This window comes from Nonomuraea recticatena (assembly GCF_039533245.1).
GTDB classification, from domain to species: domain Bacteria; phylum Actinomycetota; class Actinomycetes; order Streptosporangiales; family Streptosporangiaceae; genus Nonomuraea; species Nonomuraea roseola.
On the sequence record NZ_BAAATE010000022.1, the window covers coordinates 26233 to 39659 of the forward strand.

Below are 13427 nucleotides of genomic sequence, written 5' to 3' on the forward strand. Positions count from 1 at the left end.
GGATCGGCCGTCCCGGTATCGCCTGGGCGGGCATACCCAGTCGATCGACAGAGGAGCCGTCACCCTGTGCGGTCCTACCGTCGTCCTCGTCCACTCGACCCGGATGAGAAGAGAACATCATGCTGAACGTGGCGGTCATCATCGGCAGCACCAGACAGGGCCGGTTCGGGCCGGTCGTGGCCGACTGGTTCGTCGCTCAGGCCAGGGCGTACGGCGGGATCCAGCTCGACGTGGTCGATCTTGCCGAGGTCGACCTGCCCGTGACGCTGCCGCCGGGGCTCCCGCCCACGCCGTGGCTGGCCGATCTGTCGCAGCGTCTGAGCGCGGCGGACGCGTTCGTGGTGGTGACACCGGAGTACAACCGCAGCTTCCCCGCCTCGGTCAAGAACGTCATCGACTGGCACTACACCGAGTGGCAGGCCAAGCCGGTGGGGTTGATCTCCTACGGTGGGATCTCCGGCGGCCAGCACGCGGCCCAGGCGCTGCGCGGAGTCTTCGCTGAGCTGCATGCGGTCACGATCAGGGACACGATCAGCTTCACCGACCCTTGGCACCACTTCGACGCCCAGGGCAGGCACCGCGACCCGGCCGGTCCCGAGCGGGCGGCCAAGGCGATGCTGGACCAGCTGCTGTGGTGGGGCCGCACGTTGAAGAACGCCAAGGCCGAGCACCCGTACGGAGCCTGATCGTGCAGGTTGTGAGGCAGTACGCCTTCGGCGACGCGCGGAAGCTGGTCTACAAGTCAGACGTCCCGGCCCCCCGTCCCGGTCCCGGCCAGGTGCGCATCGCGGTCGCCGCGGCCGGGGTCACCTGGCTCGACGTCGCCGTCAGGGAAGGGACCCATCGCTGGCTGCCCGACCTGCCGATGATTCCCGGCAGAGAGGTCGCCGGCGTAGTCGAGGCGCTGGGGGAGGACGTCGCGGCCTGCTGGCTCGGCCGGCGGGTGGTCACCTGCCTGGGCCTGGCCAGCGGCGGCTACGCCGAGCTTGCAGTGCGCGAGGTGGCGGCGGTGCACGAGATCCCGGACGGCCTGCCCGATCACGCGGCCGTGGCCGCCGTCGGCACCGGTCGTGCTGCGGTCGGCATCATGGATGCCGCCCGCCTGACCTCTCAGGACGTCGTGCTGATACCCGCTGCGGCGGGTGGGGTGGGCAGCCTGCTCGTCCAGGCAGCAGCGCGCGTCGGCGCGACCGTTGTCGGCACGGCGGGCGGCCCCTCCAAGACCGCCATCGCCCGACGGCTCGGCGCGGCGGTCGCGATCGACTACACCCGGCCCGAGTGGGCAGAGCACCTGCGCGACGAATTGGACGGCAGGGAGCTCACAGCTGCCTTCGACGGGATCGGCGGCGGCATCGCCCGCGAGGCGCTGGATCTCCTGGGGTACGGCGGTCGATTGATCATGTACGGCTGGCTGAGCGGACATCCCGTCGAGGTGTCCCCCCGCGAGCTGTACGAACGCGGGCTGACCCTCTGCGCCGCGCCCGGACCCGGTTTGCTGAGCCGGCCGGGCGGTGTGCGCAGGCTTGAGGAACGTGCCCTCGCTCAGGTCGCGAACGGCCTGCTCGACCCCCTGGTCCAGCGATTCGCCCTGTCCGACGCAGCCGCCGCGCACGCGGCCCTGGAGTCCAGACGTACAACGGGCAAAGTGATACTGATCCCGTAACTGCGCCCGAAATGGTCGAAAGGTAATATTCCGGAATGCTTCAGGGGCGGCCCGACGAAATGGCCATCATCAACCGGCTCCTGGAGGGGGCGCGCAACGGGATGAGCGGCGCGCTCGTTCTCAGGGGCGAGGCGGGGATCGGCAAGACCGCCCTGCTCGACCACGCCGTCGAGGCCGCCGGCGACCTGCGCGTTCTGCGCGGAGCCGGGATCGAGTCGGAGAGCGGGCTGCCGTTCGCGGGGCTGCACCTGTTGCTCAAGGGGACGCTCGACCGGATCGGCGCGCTGCCGCAACGACAGGCGCAGGCGTTGCGCGGCGCCTTCGGGATGGCCGCCGTCCTGGACGGCGACCGATTCCTGGTCGGCCTGGGTGTGCTCACCCTCCTCGCCGACCTGGCCGACGAGCGGCCCGTGCTGTGCGTCATCGACGACGCGCACTGGCTCGACAGCGCCTCGGCCGAGGCGCTGCTGTTCGCCGCCCGGCGCCTGGAGGCCGAAGGCGTCGTCATGCTGTTCGGCGCGCGTGACGTCCACGCCCCGTCGTTCGCCGCGCCGGGAGTGGCCGAGCTGCGGCTGGCGGGCTTGGCCCCGGAGGTCGCGGCGCGGCTACTCGCCGAGCATGCTGCCGACCTGCCCAGGTACGCGCGTGACCGGATTCTCCAGGAGGCCAGGGGCAACCCGCTGGCCCTGCTGGAACTGCCCGCCGCCCAACGGGAGGGCCAGTTCGCGGCGGAGCCGTACGCCGTTCGTGTCCCCTCGACCTTCAGCCGCATCCAGCAGACCTTCGCCGACCGCATCGCCACGCTGCCCGAGGCGACCCAGACCTTGCTCCTGGTGGCCGCCGCAGAGGAAGGCGGCGACCCGGCCACGGTCTTCGCCGCGGCCGGGCGGCTCGGCGCCGGCTTGGCCGATCTGGAACCTGCCGAGAACAAGCGCCTTCTGGTCATGACCGACGAACGCCTGGTGTTCCGGCACCCACTGATCAGAACAGCCGCCTACCGCAGCGCCACCGTCAGCCATCGGCTGGCCGTGCACCGGGCCCTCGCCGAGGTGCTCGAAGGAGGGCGGCGAGCGTGGCATCTGGCCGCGGCGAGCACCGGACCGGACGAACAGGTGGCGGCCGAGCTCGAACGCCATGCGCAGAGCGCACGCGAGCGCGGCGGGCACGCCGTCGTCGCCGCCGCCTACGAGCGCGCCGCCAGGCTCAGCGCCGACCCTCGCGAGCGCGGGCGCCGTCTGGCCCACGCCGCCCGCGCCGCCGCCGACGCGGGCCAGTTGGATCGCGCGGCGATCCTCGCCGACGATGCGGCCGCGCTGATCGCCGACCCGGTGGCCCGGGCCATGGTGGCCAAGTTCAGAGCCGACCTGGCCGACGAGCGCAGCAGCGCCACCTTCGCGCACCAATTCTTGGCCGAGGCGGCCTGCGCCGTCGCAGGACATGAGCCCGATCTCGCGGCCGACCTATTGTTCTCCGCCGTTGAGAGGGCCTGGACCGTGGGAGACTTCACGGCGGTACGGGCAGCGGCCGACCAAGCGCTACGGTTGCGCCTGGCCGGCGCCCCACGCATCGGCGAGCTGGCCGGCCACATCGCCGCGCTGAGCGGAGCCGAGCCCGAGGCCCGGCTCAACGGGACGGGGGACGGGGCGGCAGAGGCGGCGCTCGCCGTGCGCCTGCTGCTCGACCGCGATCTGAGCGCCTACCCGCGCGGCCTGCGCGAGAGCGCCAAGATCACCTGGTGGGAGCTCCTGCTCGGCGATTACCGTGCCGCGCACGACCAGGCTGTCAGCCTGGAACGCGAGAGCAGGGCCCAAGGCGCGATCGGCGTGCTGCCCCGCGCCCTGATGCTGCTCGCCCGCACCCAGTTGTGGCGCGGCGCTCACCGCGACGCCCGTGCCAACGCGGCCGAGGGACTACGCATCGCACACGACATCGGCCAGACCCACAACCTCGTCTTCCTGCGCGCAGTTCTCGCCCACCTCGCCGCCATCGAGGGTGACCAGGAACGCTGCGGAGAACTGACGGCCCAGATCATGGCACACGGAACCGCCCCGGGCCACACGCGGGCCACGGCCATCACAGCCCTGCTCGACCTCAGCCTCGGCAGGCACGATGCCGCCCTGGAGAGGCTGTTCGAGGCCGTACAGGGTCCTAACAAGCTGGTCACGGTCCACAGCCTGCCAGACCTCGCCGAGGCCGCCATACGAGCTGGCCAGCCGGACTGCGCCCACGATGCGGCCCGCCGGTACGCAGGCTGGGCCCACCACACCGCGCACCCCTGGGCACACGCGATCGCTGCCCGCTGCCAGGCGATGCTGAACGGCGGAGACGACGCCTGGGCCCGAGCCGTCCACCTGCACCGTCACCAGCACGACCCGCCGTTCGAACGAGCCCGTACCCACCTGCTGTACGGGGAATGGCTACGCAGGCAGCAACGCAAGACCGACGCCCGCTCCCCGCTACGCTCGGCGCTGGAGGTCTTCGAACAACTCGGCGCCAAGCCGTGGGCCGAGCGCACGGGCGCCGAACTGCGCGCCACAGGCGAGAGCCTGCCCTCCCGAACTCAGAACCTCGACCTGCTGAGCCGCCTCACTCCCCAGGAACTCCAGGTCGCCAAGCTGGCAGCCACCGGGCTCAGCAACCGCGACATCGCCGCTCAGCTGTTCCTCAGCCCACGAACCGTCGGCTACCACTTGTACAACGCCTACCCCAAACTCGGCGTCACCTCCCGAGGGGAATTGCCCGCTCTCCTGAACCCCGCCCGCTCAGCACGGGAGGGACACAGCACGGATGCGCCGAGCGGAGTCGGCCGGCACCGTTGAAGGTAGCTCCCCCGCACCGGCCCTGCCCGACGAACCTGCCGATAATGCCATCCGCGCAGGTCATCCAGCTTGCCCACAACGAAAAGGACATGCCCATGCGTATCGGCGTCTATCTCGCTCACCCCCGGCCGGACAGCTTCAACGGGGCCCTGTTTGACGCGGTGGTGGACGAACTCCGCGGCCTGAATGTCGAAGTCCGCGCGCACGACCTGTACGCCGAGGGCTTCGCCCCGGCCCTGTCAGCCGCGGAGACCGAGACCGTGGCGGACGTCGCACCCTCTGCCGACGACCTGGTCCAGGCACACCGGGCCGAGGTCGCCGAGCTTGACGCCCTGGTATTCGTGCATCCCAACTGGTGGGGCATGCCGCCCGCGATGCTGGCCGGCTGGGTGCAGCGCGTGCTCGTCCCCGGCGTCGCCTACAAGCTTGGCACCGCCGACGGCGAGCCCACCGGGCTGCTGAAGGCCGGGCGGGCGCTGGTGCTCAACACCTCCGACACCCCCGCGGAACGCGAGCGGGACGAGTTCGGCGACCCGCTGCAGCGGATCTGGAGCGCCTGCGTGCTGCCCTACGTCGGGATCACGGACTTGCGCAGGATCGTCTTCCGCACCGTGACGGACGCGAACGAACGGCAACGGGACCACTGGCTGCAAGAGGCCCGCCGGCACGCAGCCGCCCTGCTCGACCCGCGCGACGCCGACGCATAGGGGTTGGCGGTTGTGACCGGCGGCTCCCTGCTCTGCTCATGGTGACGTAGGTGCCGATACCACGCCTCGTGTCGAGCATGCGCATGCCTCGGGGAGATCCAGCCGAACACCATCCACGCAGGCACCCCAGGCCAGTTGCTGCCGGGTACGGGATGGCGTTCAAGGCACCCACGCTGCGGGAAGACCCACGGCGCAACGCGACGCTGCATGCCACCGTCCGGCACCTGGAGACCTCCTCAATCGATGGGGCCCTGGACGTGCTGGACCTTTGATCACTTCGAACTAGCCGTCGTTTCGGGAGAGGACCCAGGTGTCGTAGGCGCCGGCGGGATCGGCCGATTTCTTCGCCTGCCCTTGTCTTTGGACCGCTCGGCTGTCTTTGGACCGCTCGGCGGCGATTCCTTTTGCCGCCCTGGATGGTCCTCATTGGTGAGGCTCAGCGAGAGTCGACACAACAGGCGGGAGAGGACCACGGTGAGCACGCACGAGGAGTTCGCCGCGCTCGCGGAGCCATACCGTCGCGAGCTGCTGGCGCACTGTTACCGCATGATGGGCTCGGTGCACGAAGCCGAAGACCTGGTGCAGGAGACCTACCTGCGCGCCTGGCGCGGCTTTGAGAAGTTCGAAGGCCGCTCGTCTCTGCGTACCTGGCTCTACACGATCGCCACCAACGCCTGCCTGAACGAGCGCAAGCAACGCAGCCGGCGTGAGCTGCCCTCCGGCCTCGGGGCGGCGTTCGGTGACCCCGATGCCCCGCCCGAAGCGGCGGGCGGAGACGTGCTCTGGCTGCAGCCGATCCCCGACACGATGGTCACGCCCGGCCCGGGCGACCCCGCCTCCATCGTCACCTCGCGCGAACAACTGCGTCTCGCCCTCATTGCCAGCCTCCAGAAGCTGACGCCGCGGCAGCGGGCGGTCTACCTGCTGCGCGAGGTGCTGGAATTCCCTGCCGCGAACGTGGCGGCCATGCTGGAGACCTCCGTGCCCGCGGTCAAGAGCTCGCTGCAGCGCGCTCGCGCGGCCCTGACCGGCCTAGACACCACGCACGAGAAACCCACCGAGCATGGTGTCCAGGACCTGCTGGAGCAGTACATGACCGCCTTCGAGAAGGCGGATCTGGCGGCTCTGGAACGGGCCCTGCGCAAGGACGCCGCGCTGGAGATGGTCGGCTACTCCACGTGGTTCTCCGGGCTGGACACCTGCCTGCGTCACCTCGCCCGGGCGCTGGGCTCTCCCGGAACCTGGCGGATGGTGGCCGTCCAGGCCAACGGGCAGCCCGCCGCCGCCGCCTACCTACGCGGGGAGAACGGCACCTACGACGCCTTCGGCCTCGCCGTCCTCACCGTCACGCCGGGCGGCATCAGCCGAATCACCGTGTTCGGTAAGGAAGACCTGCTTCCTTCGTTCGGCATACCGAGCGCACTGTAGCGAGGTCACGACGAGACACGCCGTCCGCACCGCGCCATGAGTCGGTCGCCTGAGCCGGCTCCATCCCCCGCCTGAATGCCGATCACCGCTTCGGTGAGGGCCTCGTAGAGGAGTTCAAACGCGTCGTTCAGGCGCCACAGCAGCGCCTCGACATCTCCGACAACGCAGGGCGTCGGCTTCGGCGAATCCGAATCGATGGCCGCCCCACCGCTCAGGGGGTGAGCAGCCCCCAGTACACCTCCCACGGCACGAAGACGAGCCCCCCGCTGGCCAACAGCACCCGGGATGCCCGGCGCGCGACCCCTTCGCCGGTGGCCGGAGCCCTGGCACGCAGCCTGGCCACGATCGCGCCGACGACATAGGCCGCAAAAGCCAGGAGCATCACGCTGAACGCCGGGCGACAGTTGTGCGTCACCACAGCTGGACGGGAAAGGGTCTGGACAGGGCGCGGGCTGAACGTCAAAGGAGGAACTGCAGGGTGCGCTCGGCCACAACCGGGGCCGTTTTCCCTTCCGGCCCGAAATGGTCCAGGCCGGGCACACTTTCGAGTGTGGCCTGGGGAAGGGCGTCGCGTACAGCATCGAACTCCGCTCTGGTCGCCCGCGGCGTACGACCCCCGCACAGCAGCAGCACCGGAGCGGTGACCGCCGCGAACGCGGCAAGCCGGCCCTGTTGGCCCGCCATCTGCTCGTGCTCGGCCAGGTTGACCTCCAGAAGCGGCCGCATCCGCTGCCAACTCGGCCCGCGGAACCCGACACGCAACGCCATCCGCAGATACCAGTACGGCAGCTTGGACACGAAGGCGGGCGCGCCGCCCGAGCCTTTTATGAAATGGACGAACGCGCCATAGGGATCGTCTGCGGCCAGCCGTTCCTGGTAAGGGGCCATCCAGTCTGTGGAAAGGGGGCCGACGGCAACTCCGGGCTCGTAGACCGCGATGCGCTCGAACACCTGGAACGACCGTGCGGTCTCAAGGATGACAAGGCCGCCGTAACTGTGGCCGAATGCCAGCCGCGCGCCGGTCTCCGCCTGGACGGCCAGCAGGTCTTCCACTTCCTTGCCCAGGGTGTACTGGGGCCCCTGAGGGCCGCTGGCGCCGCGTCCTCGCCGGTCGACGACGTGCACAGTGAAGGAGCGGGCCAGAGCGGAGGCCAGCGGCAGGTAGTCCTGCGAGGTTCGCAGAGCGCCGCCGAGCACGATGAGGCCCGGCCCTGCGCCTATCGTTTGATAGCTGATCGGCGTGCCGTCGGTTGAGGAGACTGTGCGCTGATGCGTCTGCGGGATCTGGTTGGCCTGCTTCATCTGGTTGACTCCCGTTCCGCGCGGTCCAACGTCGCGAGCAGCGTCGCGGTGTGCTCGGCGAACTCGGCGTAGGGCACACCGCTGTGTGCGACCAGGGCGGCCAGCCTTTCCTCGAACTCCTGCCGGAGCGAGGCCACGACTTGTTTTCCCTCGTCGGTGAGGCTGAGCTGCCGGCGGTTCCCACCCGCAGGGTCGGGCTGGACATCGAGAAGCCCCTCGGTGGCAAGGACGGCGGTCATGCGGCTCACCGACGGCTCGGTCACACCCAGGCCGTCGGCAAGGGCGCGTTGCGTTGAGACGCCCAGCTCGCCTACCAGGGCCAGCGCAAGAAAGCGGCTGTAGGAGATGTTGTGCTCGGCCCGCAGGATCCGGTCGGCCGCCCGGTCAAGGCGGGCGACGAGCACGTGCAGGTTGAGGCTGAGGTTGCGTTCCACACACATAACTTAGCATTCTAACTTAGCATTGCAAGGTACTCCAGAGCTTGCTGGCACAAGCGGCGAGACCGGGAGCCGCGCGGCGGGGCGACGCGGTCGACGTCGCCAAAGCCCAGATCGACGCCCTGCTGGAAATGCACGAGGTGCTCCGCCTGACTCCGGCAATGGCCGCGATTATCGACAAGATCAGATTCTTGTGCTGTCCGCCTGGTAGGCCCGCCAACGCGCATGGCCGCCCAGACCGAGCGCGCCCGACGATGCCGTATCGCCGGCCGCCTCGGGATTCAGGAGGCGGCGCGGTCGACCGGCCGGTACTTCATCAGGACGACTCCTGAAGTGAACGGCTCGGCGGAGATCAGCTCCAGCCGTTGCGGTGGTCGGCCGCCCTCGAACAGAGCCTTGCCGTCGCGCAGGAACACGGGATGTACCAGCAGATGGAACTCGTCGACGAGCCCGAGCTCAACGAGAGACCAGATCACTCCTAGGCTGCCGTAGACCACGATGTCCCCGCCGTGGCCGCGCTTGAGTTCGATGATCTCGTCCGGGTCCACGCGTTCGTGTCTGCGGGTGTTCTGCCACGCCGCGATGCTTCCCGAAGCGGAGATGACGATTTTCTCCATGGTGTCGACCCGTCGGGCGTATCTCCGCACCTCCTCCGCTTCGTCAGGGTCCTGTGCGGCCCGCGGCCAGTGGCCGGCGAAGTCGGCGTGCGTGATCCGCCCCAGCAGCAGGCCACCGGAGCCCTCCACCAGCTCCCGCTCATACCTGAGCACCTGCTCGTCGATCTGCAACCAGTCCATCTCGTCTCGCGGACCGGCGACGAATCCGTCGAGCGTCGTCCACATCGACACAATGATCTTGCGCATCTTTCGTTCTCCGTCGCGGTGCGTTGAACTTGGCGTCTTGCCGGGCCGGTGTTGATTTCCGAAGCCGTCTGCACGGCCGGCAACTGCGACGTGGTCCCTCTTGCGGCACCAGGGAGGCGGCGTCGATCAGGTCCGTCGATAGGTGGAGATGACCACTCCGGTCAGTGCCGTCGTGGTGTCGGTCAGTTCCAGGTCCAGCGGGGTGCCGGCGTTGAACAGCCGCTTGCCGCCACCGATCACGGTGGGGTAGGTCAGCAGGACGAATTCGTCGATGAGTCCGGCGGGCAGCAGGGTGGAGATCAGCTGGCTGCTGCCCCAGATGCTGATGTGGTCGTGCCGCCGTTTCAGCTGGGCGACCTGCTCGGTGACGTCTCCGCGCAGCAGGGTGGAGTTGCTCCAGTCGACGGTCCGCAGGGTGCGGGAGGCCACGTACTTGGGCTGGCTGTTGAGCTGGACGGTCCGCAGGTCTGCTGGATCGGCGCCGGGCCAGTAACTGGCGAACAGTTCATAAGTCCGCCTGCCGATCAGCAGCGCGTCGGCGTCCAGCACCGATTCGGTGGTGCGCTGGTCCACCACCGGGTCGGCGTAGGGCTGGGTCCAGCCGCCGGACTCGAAGCCGCCGTCGCGGTCTTCGTCCGGGAGGCCGGGTGCCTGGATCACGCCGTCGAGGGTGACGAACGCCGTCACAACAATCTTGCCCATTCTCAGACGTCCTTGCTCAGGGGTGGTCATCGGTTGGCGCCGAAGGCGGCCAGGACGGATTCGGGAGTCCGCTCCGGAAAGCGCTTCTGGAAGTCCAGGACGCCGACCCAGGTGGGGCGCAGTGCGATCCGGACCATCCGGAGGCCCGGCTGGTCGATCGCCGTCAGGTAGGCGGTTCCGGCCTCCTCGCCCATCCCCGCGAGCTGAATCGTGGCGTACTCGGGAAGCACTCCTTCCACCTCGGTGAGGGTGACCTTCCCACGCAGCATGAGGGCCTGTGGTGGAACGTCCGCGGTGTCGATGCAGATCGCCACGTCACGGCGGGCGCGCAGGTCGCGGATCTTGTAGGTGCCGGCGAAAGCGCCGATGACGACCTCGCCGCCGTTCCAGAGGAAGTTGACCGGGATCAGCCGCGGTGTCCCGTCCTTACCGGTGTAGGCCAGCCGCGCCACCAGAGTCGAGTCGTTGAGCAGGCGCTGCGCGATGGGGGTGTCCAGCAGTCGCACGTCGCCCTGCGGCGGGTCCGCCGCCTGGGTGTCAGAGAGGCTCATGAGGCCTCAAGCTAGCGAAGCAACTCCTAAACAACAAGCGCTGCTCTTAATTTAGGACCCCTGCGGTAGTCTGAAGCTTATGAGCGGCATGCGCAGCTATGGAGACCCGTGCGGGGTGGCCCGCGGCCTGGACGTCATTGGCGAACGCTGGGCCCTGCTGGTGATACGCGACCTCCTGCTAGGCCCCAAACGCTTCAACGACCTGCACGCCGGCCTGTCGGGCGTCAGCCCGAACGTGCTCACCCAGCGGCTACGCGACCTGACCGAGCACGGCGTCGTACAACGCCGCGACCTGCCACCCCCGACCCGCGTCCGCCTCTACGAACTCACCGACCGGGGCCGCGCGCTGGAACCGCTCATCCTCTACCTCGGCCGCTGGGGCAGCCAAACCGCGACCGCCCCCGACGGCCTTCTCGGCATCGACTCGCTCCTGCTCAGCATCAAGGCAGGCTTCGACCCGGCCCAGGCCGCGCATCTCCATGGCGTCTACGAACTGCACATCGACGCCGACACCTACTTCATCGAGGTCACCGACGACTCGCTCCACATCAGCCGCGACAGCGCACCCACGACACCCCACGCCACCCTCACCACCGACCTCGACACCCTCCGCGCCATCTGCGACCACCAGATCACCCTGGCGGCGGCACTGGACTCGGGCTCGCTGCACCTCGGCGGCGACGAACACGCCAAACAGGGCCTCACAGACCTTCTCTTGGCCTCGTTCTAGCTGCCCCCCACCAGGCGGGAAGCCCGCGTTGCCGGGAAACGGTCGGTGTGGGGTTCTGGGCTCAGCCGGTCACTAGAGGGATCTCGGGGTGGTCGTGGGCGGTGCGGGCCAGGGATCGCCACAGTTCGCGTCCAAGGCTTCGGCTCGCTGCCGCACGTCGAGGGCGCGGTCTCCGGCGTCTTGTGCCAGGTAACGGGAGCCTTCCTCCCCCAGGGCGTCCACCAACCAGCGCAGCACCTGCGCCCGTCGTTTACGGGACGTGCCGACGTGGACGATCGGGAAGCGCGTTTTCCCAGGAACGACTGTCCCGAAAGTCGTCCCGAAATTTCCCCTTCGCTTCTTAGGTTTCGGGATCCTTTTCGGGACGATGGGCGAATGAACGCCCCCACCGTCACCGCCACCACGGCGCACAGCCCGGCAACGCGATCCGGAGGCTATGAACCAGATATCCCGAACAGTCGAAGACGGTAGATTAATCTGGATATGTCAAACAACATGCCCGACTACGAGCTCACCGACACGATCGTCCTCACCACTCCGGAGCAGATCCGGGCCATCGGCGATCCGCTGCGGACCACGATTCTCGGCCTCCTGCACGAGCGGGCCGCGACCGTGACCGAGCTGGCCACCGCGGTCAAACGACCCAAGAGCACGGTCGCGCACCACGTCAACGTTCTGGCCGAGGCCGGGCTGCTGTACGTGGTACGGACCCGGCGCGTACGGGCGATCGACGAGCGCTACTACGGCCGTACGGCCCGGATGTTCTACGTCGGCGTCGGCCAGGCTCCGGGCGGCGGCCCGCTGCCGCTGGACTTCAACGACTTCGAGGTCGCTGCCAAGGAATCCGCCGCGGCCTATCAGGCTCACCAGCTGTACGCGTTCATCCGGCATGCCCGCATCTCGCCGGATCAGGCCACCGAGTTCTGGCACCGGATCAAGGACCTCGTGCAGGAGTTCGACCTGATGCCTCGCTCCGGTGAGACGACCTACGGATTCGCCGTCGGCCTGTATCCCATGACGGACTATCCGACCCTGCCGGCTGAGGAGGAATGACGGCATGCTCACCATGCGCGAACTCAACCGGTCCACCCTCGCGCGCCAGTTGCTTCTGGGGCGGGAGGCCCTCGATGTCGCCGAGGCGGTGCGCCGGGTGGTCGCCCTGCAGGCGCAACATGCAGCTTCGCCGTACCTGGCCCTATGGAACCGGATCACCGCGTTCGACCCGGCCGACCTGGACGCGGCCTTCGCCGACCGCAAGATCGTCAAGGCCACGCTGTTGCGGATCACGCTGCACGCCGTTCACGCCGACGACCACCCCCACCTCCATGAGGCGATGCAGCCCTCGCTGCGCGGCGCCCGGCTCGGCGACCCGCGCTTCACGCGCAGTGGCATCACCCCGGCCGACGCTGACGCACTGGTCGGCGACCTGCTGGCCTTCGCGGATCAGCCCCGGTTCGCGGACGAGATCCAGTCATGGATCGAAGAGCGGCTCGGCGTTCCACCGAAGGGCGTGTGGTGGGCGCTCCGGACCTACGCCCCGCTCCTGCACGCGGCCACGGGAGCGCCGTGGTCGTTCGGCGCCCGCCCGGCCTACGTCGCCGCCGGAATCCCGCCGACGCTCGGAGCGGAGGCCGACCAAGCCCTGCAGAGGCTGGTCCTGCGCTATCTGGAGGGGTTCGGCCCGGCATCGGCTGTCGACGTGGCGCAATTCGCGCTGGTGACTCGCAAGCGCGCCCGCGCCGCGATTGACGCCCTAGCAGGCACACTCCAGCGGCTGACCGGACCGGACGGCTCGGAGTTGTTCGACCTGCCAGGCGCGCCTCGCCCGGTCGAGGACACGCCCGCCCCGGCACGGCTGCTGCCCATGTGGGACAACGTCCTGCTCGCCCACGCCGACCGCAGCCGGGTCATCCCGCCGGACTATCGCAGGCTCGTCACCCGGGCCAACGGCGATGTCCTGCCGACGCTCCTGGTCGACGGTTATGTCGCCGGCGTGTGGCGGCCGACCGAGGATGGGATCGAGGCCACCGCGTTCCATCCGTTGCCCGGCCAGGTGTGGGACGAGCTGGCCGCCGAGGCGCAGGCGCTGGCGGCGCTGTTGGCCGACCGCGAGCCGGGGGTTTACCGCCGCCATGACCGCTGGTGGTCCGATCTACCCGGTGCGGAGGTACGGATCCTCCGGTAGATGGCCTGCACGCTGTGGGCGTGCAGGCCACTTCGCGCAT

Annotated in this window: 14 protein-coding genes; 8 read left to right on the top strand and 6 right to left on the bottom strand. The window is 69.2% G+C overall.

Annotated elements, in window-relative coordinates; translation table 11 throughout:
• The first annotated feature begins 119 nt into the window (after window positions 1-119).
• The 5 genes from ABFX50_RS33110 (at window position 120) to ABFX50_RS33130 (ending at window position 6617) form a co-directional block, all read left to right on the top strand.
• Complete coding sequence (locus ABFX50_RS33110; RefSeq protein WP_346151952.1) at window positions 120-686, top strand: NADPH-dependent FMN reductase; 567 nt, start codon at window positions 120-122, stop codon at window positions 684-686.
• A gap of 2 nt (window positions 687-688) precedes the next feature.
• On the top strand, window positions 689-1663 hold the full coding sequence (locus ABFX50_RS33115) for a zinc-binding dehydrogenase (protein ID WP_346151954.1): 975 nt from the start codon (window positions 689-691) through the stop codon (window positions 1661-1663).
• A gap of 35 nt (window positions 1664-1698) precedes the next feature.
• Entirely contained in the window at window positions 1699-4482 is a 2784-nt protein-coding gene (locus tag ABFX50_RS33120; protein WP_346151956.1) for an AAA family ATPase, read from the top strand.
• 44 nt (window positions 4483-4526) lie between these two features.
• Entirely contained in the window at window positions 4527-5189 is a 663-nt protein-coding gene (locus tag ABFX50_RS33125) for an NAD(P)H-dependent oxidoreductase (protein ID WP_346151957.1), read from the top strand.
• Window positions 5190-5432: 243 nt separating this feature from the next.
• Window positions 5433-6617, top strand: coding sequence for a sigma-70 family RNA polymerase sigma factor (locus ABFX50_RS33130; RefSeq protein ID WP_346151959.1), 1185 nt, complete (start codon window positions 5433-5435; stop codon window positions 6615-6617).
• Window positions 6618-6828: 211 nt separating this feature from the next.
• Here ABFX50_RS33130 and ABFX50_RS33135 read toward each other — a convergent pair whose 3' ends face one another.
• The 6 genes from ABFX50_RS33135 to ABFX50_RS33160 form a co-directional block, all read right to left on the bottom strand.
• A complete protein-coding gene (locus tag ABFX50_RS33135; protein WP_346151961.1) occupies window positions 6829-6999 on the bottom strand; it encodes a hypothetical protein in 171 nt (56 codons plus the stop codon).
• A 77-nt stretch (window positions 7000-7076) separates the two neighbouring features.
• Window positions 7077-7919 (bottom strand): alpha/beta fold hydrolase, encoded by an 843-nt coding sequence (locus ABFX50_RS33140; RefSeq protein ID WP_346151963.1) that lies wholly within the window; start codon window positions 7917-7919, stop codon window positions 7077-7079.
• A complete protein-coding gene (locus ABFX50_RS33145; protein ID WP_346151965.1) occupies window positions 7916-8353 on the bottom strand; it encodes a MarR family winged helix-turn-helix transcriptional regulator in 438 nt (145 codons plus the stop codon). The genes ABFX50_RS33140 and ABFX50_RS33145 overlap by 4 nt, the downstream gene beginning before the upstream one ends.
• Window positions 8354-8637: 284 nt before the next feature.
• Window positions 8638-9219 (bottom strand): dihydrofolate reductase family protein, encoded by a 582-nt coding sequence (locus tag ABFX50_RS33150; protein ID WP_346151967.1) that lies wholly within the window; start codon window positions 9217-9219, stop codon window positions 8638-8640.
• Window positions 9220-9345: 126 nt separating this feature from the next.
• Window positions 9346-9921 (bottom strand): dihydrofolate reductase family protein, encoded by a 576-nt coding sequence (locus tag ABFX50_RS33155; RefSeq protein ID WP_346151969.1) that lies wholly within the window; start codon window positions 9919-9921, stop codon window positions 9346-9348.
• Between the two features lie 26 nt (window positions 9922-9947).
• Entirely contained in the window at window positions 9948-10472 is a 525-nt protein-coding gene (locus ABFX50_RS33160; RefSeq protein ID WP_346151970.1) for a pyridoxamine 5'-phosphate oxidase family protein, read from the bottom strand.
• Between the two features lie 79 nt (window positions 10473-10551).
• Here ABFX50_RS33160 and ABFX50_RS33165 point away from each other — a divergent pair, with 79 nt between their 5' ends.
• From ABFX50_RS33165 to ABFX50_RS33175, 3 genes are all read left to right on the top strand, one after another.
• Window positions 10552-11202 carry a winged helix-turn-helix transcriptional regulator gene (locus ABFX50_RS33165; protein WP_346151973.1) on the top strand — a complete coding sequence of 217 codons (651 nt, stop codon included), beginning with the start codon at window positions 10552-10554 and terminating at the stop codon, window positions 11200-11202.
• 483 nt (window positions 11203-11685) lie between these two features.
• Complete coding sequence (locus ABFX50_RS33170) at window positions 11686-12255, top strand: ArsR/SmtB family transcription factor (RefSeq protein WP_346151975.1); 570 nt, start codon at window positions 11686-11688, stop codon at window positions 12253-12255.
• Between the two features lie 4 nt (window positions 12256-12259).
• The gene (locus tag ABFX50_RS33175) at window positions 12260-13387 is read left to right on the top strand and encodes a winged helix DNA-binding domain-containing protein (protein WP_346151976.1); all 1128 of its coding nucleotides are present in this window, start codon (window positions 12260-12262) and stop codon (window positions 13385-13387) included.
• The last annotated feature ends 40 nt before the right edge of the window (window positions 13388-13427 follow it).

Bases quoted from the DNA above. Each gene is read 5' to 3' on its own strand.
- ABFX50_RS33110 (WP_346151952.1), top strand. From the start codon at position 120: ATGCTGAACGTGGCGGTCATCATCGGCAGCACCAGACAGGGCCGGTTC.
- ABFX50_RS33120 (WP_346151956.1), top strand. From the start codon at position 1,699: ATGCTTCAGGGGCGGCCCGACGAAATGGCCATCATCAACCGGCTCCTG.
- ABFX50_RS33125 (WP_346151957.1), top strand. From the start codon at position 4,527: ATGCCATCCGCGCAGGTCATCCAGCTTGCCCACAACGAAAAGGACATG.
- ABFX50_RS33130 (WP_346151959.1), top strand. From the start codon at position 5,433: ATGGGGCCCTGGACGTGCTGGACCTTTGATCACTTCGAACTAGCCGTC.
- ABFX50_RS33135 (WP_346151961.1), bottom strand. From the start codon at position 6,999: ATGCTCCTGGCTTTTGCGGCCTATGTCGTCGGCGCGATCGTGGCCAGG.
- ABFX50_RS33140 (WP_346151963.1), bottom strand. From the start codon at position 7,919: ATGAAGCAGGCCAACCAGATCCCGCAGACGCATCAGCGCACAGTCTCC.
- ABFX50_RS33150 (WP_346151967.1), bottom strand. From the start codon at position 9,219: ATGCGCAAGATCATTGTGTCGATGTGGACGACGCTCGACGGATTCGTC.
- ABFX50_RS33155 (WP_346151969.1), bottom strand. From the start codon at position 9,921: ATGGGCAAGATTGTTGTGACGGCGTTCGTCACCCTCGACGGCGTGATC.
- ABFX50_RS33160 (WP_346151970.1), bottom strand. From the start codon at position 10,472: ATGAGCCTCTCTGACACCCAGGCGGCGGACCCGCCGCAGGGCGACGTG.
- ABFX50_RS33165 (WP_346151973.1), top strand. From the start codon at position 10,552: ATGAGCGGCATGCGCAGCTATGGAGACCCGTGCGGGGTGGCCCGCGGC.
- ABFX50_RS33170 (WP_346151975.1), top strand. From the start codon at position 11,686: ATGTCAAACAACATGCCCGACTACGAGCTCACCGACACGATCGTCCTC.
- ABFX50_RS33175 (WP_346151976.1), top strand. From the start codon at position 12,260: ATGCTCACCATGCGCGAACTCAACCGGTCCACCCTCGCGCGCCAGTTG.